The organism is Polaromonas sp. P1_G2, assembly GCF_056405515.1.
This window is the reverse complement of record NZ_JBFUBY010000191.1, coordinates 1-8,213: the sequence shown is the minus strand read 5'-3', so window position 1 is coordinate 8,213 and position 8,213 is coordinate 1. Positions and strand designations below refer to the sequence as shown.

The window sequence follows — 8,213 nt, the reverse complement described above, 5'->3', positions numbered from 1 at the left end:
GCTTCCACAACTCTGCCGGCGCTTTTGGGTCGCGCGCGCCCACGACCAGGTTGTCGTGGATCTCGAGCGAAACGCTGTCGATCACTTCAATGCCCTCGTTCTCGATGTAGTCGATCACCATGCGCGTCAGCGGTTTCATATAGGGCGCGATGATGGACACGCGCTTGGCGCCCAGGGCCTGCAGCCCCTCGACCAAAGCGCCGGCGCTGGTGATGACCGGCGCCGGCAGGCCGTTGCCCACCGTGACCTCATGCAGGCGGCGCTGCGACTCGCGGTGGTAGCCCAGGCCCATGCTCATGATGGCGACCAGGCAGGCGTAGCCCATGGCGTCCACGCGCGCATCCGACAGCTCCAGCGCGCAGCGGTCGGAGTCGCGGTCCATCGCCGCCAGTTCCTCGCGTGTCACCGACTTCATGCGCATGCGGCTGGAATGGAAGCTGAAGCGCTCGGGCAGCACCTGCTCGCGCGCGCGCAGCATGGCCGGGATCTCGGTTTCCATGGTGGTGTTGGAGCTGGGCACGATCAGCCCGACCCGGTAGTTGCGGTAGTTGTCTGGCGCCTGGCCTTCAGCGGCTTGCATGGGTGTTGGTTTCCTGGTGACGGTTCAGGCCCCGATTCTTCGCGCTCTTATCCATACAAACAAATACATAATCAGGATAGATCAATACCCAAACCAGATAGATAGCCCTCCCCCTTATCGCAAAGGCCACCCGTGGAACTGCGCCAGATCCGTTATTTCGCCGTGCTCGCCGACGAGCTGAGTTTTACCCGCGCCGCCAGTCGCCTGCATGTGTCACAGCCGCCCCTGAGTTTCCAGATCGCCGCCCTGGAAGCCGAGCTCGGGGCCAGGCTGTTTCACCGCACCAGCCGCAGCGTGATACTCAGCGAAGCCGGCAAGGCCTTCTTGCCCCACGCGCAGGCCGTGCTGGCGCGGCTGGAGGAAGCACGCAGCCACGTGACCCGCGTCGCCAGCGGCCTGCAGGGGCGCGTGCAGGTGGGGCTGGCCGGCTCGCATTTTCTTGGGCCCTTTCCCCAGTTCATCCAGCAGTTCCGTTTGCAGCGGCCGGCCGTCGAACTCGTGCTGCACGAGATGAAACCGTCCGACCATCTGCAGGCCCTGCGCGACGGGCGGCTGGACCTCTGCGTCTCGCGCAACCCGCTCAAGGACAGCCAGGTCAGCGCCGCGCTGTTGTGGCGCGACCCGGTGGTCGTGGCCCTGCCGCCCGGCCACAGGCTGGCGCAACGCCGCAAGCTCCGCCTGGCCGATTTGCGCGACGAGGATTTTGTGTTTTTGCGGCTGGACTCCTCGCCTTTTGCCGCGCGCCTTTTTGAAGCCTGCCTGTGGGCGGGCTTTGCGCCGAAGATCGCGCAGCAGGTCGTCGAGGTACCCGCGGCGCTGAACCTCGTGGCTGCCGGCCTCGGCGTGGCACTGGTGCCCGCCTCCATGGCGCAACTCAGGGCCGACGCCGTCGGCATTTGCCGGCTTGGACCCGCAACGCGGACCGGGGCCAAAGGATCGCAGGCCAAGGCGCCCGATATCAACGGCGATGTGTATGCGCTCTGGCGCACCGACGACGCCGCGCCGGCGGTGGCGGAGTTCATCAAGCTGCTGGTGGACTGGGCCGGTAGTCTGCCGCCATGGGTGGGGCGCTGAGGGGCGCCGCCAACTTCAGTGCACGGTTTGTCCCGCGCTTTTTTGGCTGTGGCGGCGATGCGCGGGAGCGCGCCAAAGGACGCGAAGCCGATGCCACYGGGCATTGCCGCAACGTCCTGCAACAATAGGCCATGATCCGAAAAACATCCCCCGGCTTGACCTGGTTGCTCGCTGTAACGCTTTTGTTTCCACTGTTTATCCAGCTCTCCCACGGCATTTATCGGGACCTGGACCCGATTTACGATTCGCGCGGAATCCTGGGGTCGCTACCCTTGCCGATTTCCATCGCCGCATGCCTGCTGGGCATCCTTGCGCATGCACGCCGCTTTGGCCCGGCAAAGCCGGCGATGATCTTCATAGCCTCCTTCATGGCCGCCATCGCCGTGTCTTTCGCCTTCGCGGGAGAGGCGCCGGATGGCAAAACGGCAAAGCTCCTGTACGCCGCGCAAACCCTGCTGCCCACCATGGGCTTCATGCTCGGGCTGCTTCTGGGCGCGCAGCGCGAAACGATTGCGAAAGCATTTCTCTGGGTGCTGCTGGTGCTTTTGCCCTTGCAACTGCTTGCCGGCTGGTTTCAAGGCGGCTTGATGCTGACGAACTACTTGTATGCATTCAGCATTTACCAGCACATCCAGTTTGTGCCCATCGTTCTTGCGGTGGCATTCGCCTTCGTCATGGTGCACCAGTGGGACAGGCAAAAGGCCCTCATGCGCGTCCTGGCGGCAATCACGGGAATGTATGTGCTCGCCAGCGGCTCCTTCCTGGCCGTTGGCCTTTACGCGGGATTCATGCTGCTGTTTTTCGGCACGGCGATCTTGAAGCGCTCCCACGGCCATGCGACAGGCCTTCTATCGGTGGTGGCCGGCATTGCGGCGGCGGTATTCCTGGGCAGCCTGTACTACGGCCACGTCAAGGGAGACACGGACAGGTTTGGCAACGCCAATGCCTACGTGCAAAAGTTCCGTGACGTGGCCGAGGGGAAATTACCCGGCAACATGGCCCAGCGCCTCGATGACTGGAAGCTGTACGGCGGCTGGATAGCGCAGAGCCCACGCACCTTGCTGTTCGGCCATACGAAGCCCCCTTCACGGGAAGTCATCACCAGCGCGCACAACTGGTATCTCGACCTCGTCTACAACTTTGGCCTGATCGGGCTGCTGCCCGTGGTGGCACTGATAGGCTTTACCGTGCGCAAGGTCTGGCAACAACGGCAGTCCCTGCCCGCTGAAATCTGGTGGCTGGCGGGCCTGACGGCCTTCATTGTGCTGGTCGACAGCAATTTCAAAGTGACGCTCAGGCAACCCTATCCCGGCATATTCGCCTATTTCCTGTGGGGATTGCTGTTTGCGCATTTGCAGGGCGCCGGCGAAGCTCGGCCTGAAGCGGGCAGCGCACCCAGCCCCAAGGCCGCTGGGGAGTGAACCTACCCCATTCACGCCTGGGGAAGGCGATCTGATGACGGTTATAGCCGGGGTTGAACAAGCCAGATCCAGAGAGCCGCCCCGGCTGCTATCCAAATCAGCACGATCAGGAATGCACCGGCCCGGCTGCTCGGCTTGGCCCCCTGCGTCTTCATCCAGTCATCGGCCTGCTTGCGGCAATCGGCGGCGACCTCGGGTGGCAGGAGCCTGATGGCCAGCCAGATCAGCCCCGGGAGAAGCAGGACATCGTCCACGTAGCCAAGCACCGGGATGAAGTCCGGGATCAGATCGATGGGACTGAGCGCATAAGCCACCACGAAGACGCCAAGCGCCTTCGCATACCAGGGCGTTGCCGGGTGTTTGCCGGCGAACCAGAGCGTTACCGCGTCGCGCTTGATCCGTTTCGCCCAGCTCTTGAGTGTGTCGCCGACGGCCATGTCCGCAAGCATGCCACAGCGCTTGCGCAATGCTCTTTTGCAGGATTCCGCGTCAAGTTTGGAGGAGGCCGTTTTTCCCTGGGCAAATGCGCCTGGGTGGCGGGGCGGAGTTTCACTCTGGTCAATAAAAAGAAGACCAAACCCCACAAACTTGCCGGAGGCACGTCCTCTCGATTGAAGGGTTGGGCGTCATTTGACCGGAGGATCGATGCTCCCGCTGCTACCGTGTTGAACCTGCTGTAAGACGGAAAGTGCTTCGTTGGCGGACGCGACGGGTACAAAGATGTGATCGTGAAACGCCGCGGCAACGACATTGCAGCTTATGTTGGCCTGGGCCAACGCGGTGGCGACTGCGGCAGTGAGGCCCACGGCCTGGAGATCGGAGTGCACCGTGAGCGTGATCCATGCCGCGCGGAACAAGACGGGAAGTTCTGCCTTTCGAGCCCGCTGTTCCTCGACGATGAGCGTGAGGCCTTCTGCTTCTCGAAACATGCCAATCGGTTCAAGTGAGCTGATATTGGTGCTCGGTGAGATAGAGGTGAAGACATAGACCCCCTCGTTCAACTTGGGCTGCATTGCTTGAAGAAGCTCAGCGAGGTTCGTGACGGAGTGACTCATGACGCCCAACGTGAAGATGACCGGACCACCAACACACGCGGCGAAGCCGCAGCCTGCTGTTGTGGGTCCGTGTCGATTGACATGTTAAGGCGCACGGTCCCGGGCCTTTTCGACGAAGCCGGCGTCGATGCTATCGGCGCGCACCGTCACCTTCGTTCCCAACGGATAGCCATCCAGGGTGTATGAGCGCGGCTCAGATGAGCAGTCAGCGCCGATACCCGGATAGAAAACCACTTGACGTGACCCAACGGCAACTTCAGCGCTGGAGCTTTCCAGCACTTCAAGCTCAAGAGCTTGGATCGACTTGGGTGTCTGAGCTCGACCAAAAGGGACGACAACGTCTCGCTGCCCCGCGACTGTCGCCACGTAGTTGTACTTGTACGGGGGGCTGACATATTTTCCGTCTGGACCCATTTTCGGAGGCGGCGGAGAGCATGCCAGAACGCTCTGGACCATCAGACCGGATATGCCGAAAATCGCAAACTTAGCGAGCTGCATTGTGTGCACCTTAACGTTGGAGATGACCGGTGGCTGACAGAACGTCCGTGTCGATTGACCTGTTAGAGCTCAGGCACACGGCACTCACCTTGCCTCACAGGACGCGTTGCCACGCTCGTCAATCCGGTCGAGACCTCACGGTACACAGACACCTTGCAAGTTTGACGTGCCATGCCGGTCCAAAGTGCCGATATTCCCTTTCCGCCAATACGTTCGTTCACCACCACGTACCTGGCGCCAGGCTCGGGTGTAAAGGCTACAAAAGGGCCGCACACCTGCCGAAAGCCCGTATTCACCCAGGCGATGACAGACGTAACAGCAAGCTCCTCCGACGGCTTCACAGTGATCCTGTTTGCATTCTGATTCGCGCCGTTTACGCGAGAAACCTTGCCCTGCGAACACACGAGTGGGTCGCCGGAGAAAGGAACCCCGTTATTCGTTTCGTACTTCTTGTCCGCGCTGAACTCAATCTCTACCCCGTTCACCTCCTGCTGGATGGTCGCCGGCGGAATTGCACGCCCAACGAGTTGCTCCGACAACGGCGGCGCAGCACAAGAAGCCAGAAGTACACATAGACAGCCAGCAGTCGTTCGATTAAAAATTTTCACCTTACCCCCTTTAATTTTTGAGTTCTAACGTTGGAGGCACCGCACGAAGGGCTACTCATGCGGCTCTTCATAGGGGACCTGAACAAGTTTGCCGGAGTGCGGATCGCGAGCAAATGCACTACGTGGCTGAGCGCTGAGAAAGGGGGTGATATCGGGAGAGTAGTTCGCAATTGTGTTGACATCGTAGATGGCGTGATTCGAATCATCATCCATGTACTCTTGCGATTCGTCTCCCGACATAAAGCACCACCCACTATCCATTGGGCGCGAAGTCGGTTCGCGCACCATATACCCGACCGGCCTTCCTTCCACCGTAATCATGTCGGTGGCAATGCATCCGCCGAACCCTACAGCGATCGGCTTTATCTCGCTCGCGCTAAGCGCATATGTCTTCTTCATGATGGGTGCCTAACGTTTGACATTAGGACATCTTGCACCAGGGCGCAAGATGTCCCCTTGACGGAGGGGTTACAGGTCTCGCTCGCAGACGAGACGAGTTTGGCGAGAAAGCTGCTCATACAAGTATTCGTTCACGTCGCAATAGCCGTTCTTGCCAACCCCTGCATTAAGGGGCAAGCCCCTCAGGCTGGCCGGCAAGGCTCCAATGTCTTGATCCGAACAGCTGAAGTAGAAGTAGTTGTACCTGTCAGAGGCCGGCGCATAAGGTGGCAAATCGAGCGGAGTCCCCTGAAGGACAAACTCCACGCTATCCGAAACGTCCGCCACGAAGCCAGGCACCTCATCGAACCTATCTGTTTCGAGGAGTTCGACCGGCGAAAGGAAGCGGTTCAATTCGATAGCCACGTCATCGAGAGACATGGTTTCGTGAATGATGACGGATCCCGAGTAGTGCTTCACGTCCAAGACCTCTAACGTAAAGATGACCGGCCCACAACACTTTGCGGCGAAGCCGCTTTCTGCTGTTTTGGGTCCGTGTCGATTGACAAGTTAAAGCTCTTTCGCATAGATGCGGGCATTCATTTCGTCCGCGACCGCTGCACTCATTGAGGGAAACTGGAGATTCATCTGCACCGTACTCAAGATCTCACTCACCTCGGCGTCATTCAGTAGCAGCTTGAAAAACTCAAGTACGTGAGACTGCTTGGTGTCGCGAGCCATGAACGTGAAGAGAACCTCCTTACATGAGGAACCGAATTCGCGCATCCACGCCGTGAAGCCTTCGCGGAACTGCGCGAAGTCCTGTTGCGGGGTGACTTGGTCGCCAACGGTCACAACGACCGCAAGTGCCCGCTCCTTCTTGAAGAAGCCGGCCTTCTTGGAGAAGTGCTGGAGATTGACCATGAATGAGCTTTAACGTTTGAGATGAGAGGCGGCGCCCGGCTTGCCGGGTGACATCCTCTCGATTGAAGGGTTAGGCGCCTTGGGGATCAATCGCTCCACCCCAGGTGCAAGTGGTACAGCCCATCAGAATCTTCTATGAGCCAGTCGTCTGCTTCGTTCTCGCTGAAAAAGATGGTGAGTTCCCACATGCGAATTTCGCCAGTCAGCGACTCCCTGATCTTCTTCTCCAACTGCTCAACTATGCAGTTCTTCTTGGATATTTGATCGTCTTCAAACCGAATGCACGACTCCCCTTCGAAGAGCCACTTCCTGATAAGTGAGGGGAGTTTGGTTTGCCACCTCTCCAAAACCCGCATCGTCGGCTTTAGATCGAACTGCTTGTAGATCTTTTCGTATTGAAGCCTAGTGTGTTGGTGATAGGCAGTCACGCTCTCGATCTGATCCCCATTGATCGGAACGACCGACAGCCAGAAGTCGGGCCCGTAGTTCACGCTGGCATTTGCTAGCGCAAAGGCGCGGAGGAACCCGGAGATGAAGGCGACGTCTTCGTTGCGCATGGCGTCTACTCGAAGTTGCCAGTCGCCCATCGCAGTGCTTCCTCGCTTGGCTCTCCCAGTTCTAGGTCCGTTTCCATTTGAATGTCGTAGGCTATCTCATGCCAGGCGCGACATCGGTTGCGGAGGTACTCGAGCGATTCCAGCTGCCCGTCGAGGAGTATCTCGAAGCCTGCGCCCTTTTCAGTGATTTCCTCGAGGAGAGACATCACCAGCCTTTCCCTTTCGGCATGCCCGCGATCAAAGAGAGTGCCAACAGGAATCGGCTCACCCTTGGCCAGTGCCGTGGATAAGGCGGAGATTCCAATGTCAGCGATCTTGCGCAATGCTGCAACGATCACCGAATTTGACGGGCCTGAAGCTATGCGAAGTGCAAGTTGTGTGGGCATGTCGTTGACTGATGGCTAAAGGAATGTATACCGCAAGGTCCGCGGCATAACATCGCACCTGCCGTATAACCTGGCCGCTGAAAACCCAGCCAAGTGCTTATTATTAAAAGACTTATTGCCCATAGCGAGTTTGACTCAGTCGATAAAAAGGGGGCAAGCCCGCAACCCAATTCTATGTGGACGGTGTGGTCACCGCCTCCTCAATATGGACGAGCGCAGCCCAAGCACCGCTTCAGTTGTGTTTACCTATCGCGCCTAATAACCCGGCCCGGCTGCATCCTTGGGTGCCAGTCGCTGCGCTTGGTGTCATGTCAGCCCTCGTCGAAAAGAACCGGGCTAAGCCTCCCGCTCTATGCCTGGATGTCAAAAGGCCAATCCGACTACCTGAAACGAAAAAGCCCCGGCTAGCGGGGCTTTTAAGGCATTTCTCAGATCAACCTGGATTTCTCTGGATGCAATTTTGGCGGAGAGGGTGGGATTCGAACCCACGGTACCTTGCGGTACGCCTGATTTCGAGTCAGGTACATTCGGCCACTCTGCCACCTCTCCAATGTGGAATGAGGATTCTAACAGCTGTGGAAGGCCTACTTCCCGGCCGGCACCAGCACCTTGATTCCGTTCATATAAGGCTGCAACACCTCCGGCACGGTGACGGAGCCATCGGCGAGCTGGTAGTTCTCGAGCACGGCGACCAGGGTGCGGCCTACAGCCAGGCCCGAGCCGTTGAGGGTG

General features: G+C 59.0%; 11 protein-coding genes, 1 tRNA gene and 1 pseudogene. 2 read left to right on the top strand and 11 right to left on the bottom strand.

The annotated features are described in order from the left end of the window. The coding region (locus AC1D0P_RS17855; protein WP_477677971.1) for a maleate cis-trans isomerase family protein at positions 1 to 580 on the bottom strand (580 nt) is incomplete at its 3' end. A 132-nt stretch (positions 581 to 712) separates the two neighbouring features. Between AC1D0P_RS17855 and AC1D0P_RS17850 the strand changes: the two genes are divergently transcribed. Continuing rightward, a complete protein-coding gene (locus tag AC1D0P_RS17850; RefSeq protein WP_477677970.1) occupies positions 713 to 1,654 on the top strand; it encodes a LysR substrate-binding domain-containing protein in 942 nt (313 codons plus the stop codon). A gap of 182 nt (positions 1,655 to 1,836) precedes the next feature. Further along, positions 1,837 to 3,075, top strand: coding sequence for an O-antigen ligase family protein (locus tag AC1D0P_RS17845; RefSeq protein WP_477677969.1), 1,239 nt, complete (start codon positions 1,837 to 1,839; stop codon positions 3,073 to 3,075). Positions 3,076 to 3,116: 41 nt separating this feature from the next. Here the strand turns inward: AC1D0P_RS17845 and AC1D0P_RS17840 are convergent, their stop codons facing one another. The 10 genes and pseudogenes from AC1D0P_RS17840 to AC1D0P_RS17795 form a co-directional block, all read right to left on the bottom strand. Beyond that, positions 3,117 to 3,512: a YkvA family protein gene (locus AC1D0P_RS17840; RefSeq protein ID WP_477677972.1), complete on the bottom strand. Its 396-nt coding sequence runs from the start codon at positions 3,510 to 3,512 to the stop codon at positions 3,117 to 3,119. 189 nt (positions 3,513 to 3,701) lie between these two features. Beyond that, positions 3,702 to 4,130, bottom strand: a complete 429-nt coding sequence (locus AC1D0P_RS17835) for an ACT domain-containing protein (protein WP_477677968.1) — start codon at positions 4,128 to 4,130, stop codon at positions 3,702 to 3,704. Positions 4,131 to 4,214: 84 nt separating this feature from the next. Then, a complete protein-coding gene (locus tag AC1D0P_RS17830) occupies positions 4,215 to 4,628 on the bottom strand; it encodes a hypothetical protein (protein WP_477677967.1) in 414 nt (137 codons plus the stop codon). A gap of 659 nt (positions 4,629 to 5,287) precedes the next feature. Continuing rightward, positions 5,288 to 5,635: a DUF2185 domain-containing protein gene (locus tag AC1D0P_RS17825; protein ID WP_477677966.1), complete on the bottom strand. Its 348-nt coding sequence runs from the start codon at positions 5,633 to 5,635 to the stop codon at positions 5,288 to 5,290. Between the two features lie 69 nt (positions 5,636 to 5,704). After that, entirely contained in the window at positions 5,705 to 6,094 is a 390-nt protein-coding gene (locus AC1D0P_RS17820; protein ID WP_477677965.1) for a hypothetical protein, read from the bottom strand. A gap of 90 nt (positions 6,095 to 6,184) precedes the next feature. Beyond that, positions 6,185 to 6,538, bottom strand: coding sequence for a hypothetical protein (locus AC1D0P_RS17815; RefSeq protein ID WP_477677964.1), 354 nt, complete (start codon positions 6,536 to 6,538; stop codon positions 6,185 to 6,187). 86 nt (positions 6,539 to 6,624) lie between these two features. After that, positions 6,625 to 7,095 carry a hypothetical protein gene (locus AC1D0P_RS17810; RefSeq protein ID WP_477677963.1) on the bottom strand — a complete coding sequence of 157 codons (471 nt, stop codon included), beginning with the start codon at positions 7,093 to 7,095 and terminating at the stop codon, positions 6,625 to 6,627. A gap of 5 nt (positions 7,096 to 7,100) precedes the next feature. Next, positions 7,101 to 7,481 (bottom strand): hypothetical protein, encoded by a 381-nt coding sequence (locus AC1D0P_RS17805; protein WP_477677962.1) that lies wholly within the window; start codon positions 7,479 to 7,481, stop codon positions 7,101 to 7,103. A 461-nt stretch (positions 7,482 to 7,942) separates the two neighbouring features. Next, positions 7,943 to 8,030: transfer RNA gene (locus AC1D0P_RS17800), tRNA-Ser, on the bottom strand. Between the two features lie 35 nt (positions 8,031 to 8,065). Beyond that, positions 8,066 to 8,213 (bottom strand): annotated as a pseudogene (locus AC1D0P_RS17795) (serine--tRNA ligase); the annotation flags it as partial.